The sequence below is a fragment of the Arthrobacter subterraneus genome (assembly GCF_900099735.1).
GTDB lineage: Bacteria > Actinomycetota > Actinomycetes > Actinomycetales > Micrococcaceae > Arthrobacter_D > Arthrobacter_D subterraneus.
Map to the genome: position 1 here is coordinate 1 of NZ_FNDT01000055.1, position 1,631 is coordinate 1,631.

At 56.4% G+C, this 1,631-nt stretch carries 1 rRNA gene; it reads left to right on the forward strand.

The features are described 5' to 3' along the window. Positions 1-91 precede the first annotated feature (91 nt). Positions 92-1,615 (forward strand): 16S ribosomal RNA (locus tag BLS52_RS18180). The last annotated feature ends 16 nt before the right edge of the window (positions 1,616-1,631 follow it).

Here is a 1,631-nt window from a genome sequence, read left to right on the forward strand (position 1 = left end):
CGTGTGGGGTGGCTGGTTTTTTGGCTGGTTTCGAATTTTGTGCAGCATGGGTTCTTCTTTTTCCGGGGGGCTTGTGTTGTGTTCGTATTTTTTTACGGAGAGTTTGATCCTGGCTCAGGATGAACGCTGGCGGCGTGCTTAACACATGCAAGTCGAACGATGATCTCCAGCTTGCTGGGGGGATTAGTGGCGAACGGGTGAGTAACACGTGAGTAACCTGCCCTTGACTCTGGGATAAGCCTGGGAAACTGGGTCTAATACTGGATACGACCTTCCCACGCATGTGGTGTTGGTGGAAAGCTTTTGTGGTTTTGGATGGACTCGCGGCCTATCAGCTTGTTGGTGGGGTAATGGCCTACCAAGGCGACGACGGGTAGCCGGCCTGAGAGGGTGGACGGCCACACTGGGACTGAGACACGGCCCAGACTCCTACGGGAGGCAGCAGTGGGGAATATTGCACAATGGGCGCAAGCCTGATGCAGCGACGCCGCGTGAGGGATGAAGGCCTTCGGGTTGTAAACCTCTTTCAGTAGGGAAGAAGCGAAAGTGACGGTACCTGCAGAAGAAGCGCCGGCTAACTACGTGCCAGCAGCCGCGGTAATACGTAGGGCGCAAGCGTTATCCGGAATTATTGGGCGTAAAGAGCTCGTAGGCGGTTTGTCGCGTCTGCCGTGAAAGTCCGGGGCTTAACTCCGGATCTGCGGTGGGTACGGGCAGACTTGAGTGATGTAGGGGAGACTGGAATTCCTGGTGTAGCGGTGAAATGCGCAGATATCAGGAGGAACACCGATGGCGAAGGCAGGTCTCTGGGCATTAACTGACGCTGAGGAGCGAAAGCATGGGGAGCGAACAGGATTAGATACCCTGGTAGTCCATGCCGTAAACGTTGGGCACTAGGTGTGGGGGACATTCCACGTTTTCCGCGCCGTAGCTAACGCATTAAGTGCCCCGCCTGGGGAGTACGGCCGCAAGGCTAAAACTCAAAGGAATTGACGGGGGCCCGCACAAGCGGCGGAGCATGCGGATTAATTCGATGCAACGCGAAGAACCTTACCAAGGCTTGACATGAACCGGAACGGCGCAGAGATGTGTCGGCCACTTGTGGCCGGTTTACAGGTGGTGCATGGTTGTCGTCAGCTCGTGTCGTGAGATGTTGGGTTAAGTCCCGCAACGAGCGCAACCCTCGTTCCATGTTGCCAGCGGGTTATGCCGGGGACTCATGGGAGACTGCCGGGGTCAACTCGGAGGAAGGTGGGGACGACGTCAAATCATCATGCCCCTTATGTCTTGGGCTTCACGCATGCTACAATGGCCGGTACAAAGGGTTGCGATGCTGTGAGGTGGAGCTAATCCCAAAAAGCCGGTCTCAGTTCGGATTGAGGTCTGCAACTCGACCTCATGAAGTCGGAGTCGCTAGTAATCGCAGATCAGCAACGCTGCGGTGAATACGTTCCCGGGCCTTGTACACACCGCCCGTCAAGTCACGAAAGTTGGTAACACCCGAAGCCGGTGGCCTAACCCTTTTGGGGGGGAGCCGTCGAAGGTGGGACCGGCGATTGGGACTAAGTCGTAACAAGGTAGCCGTACCGGAAGGTGCGGCTGGATCACCTCCTTTCTAAGGAGCGCCTACA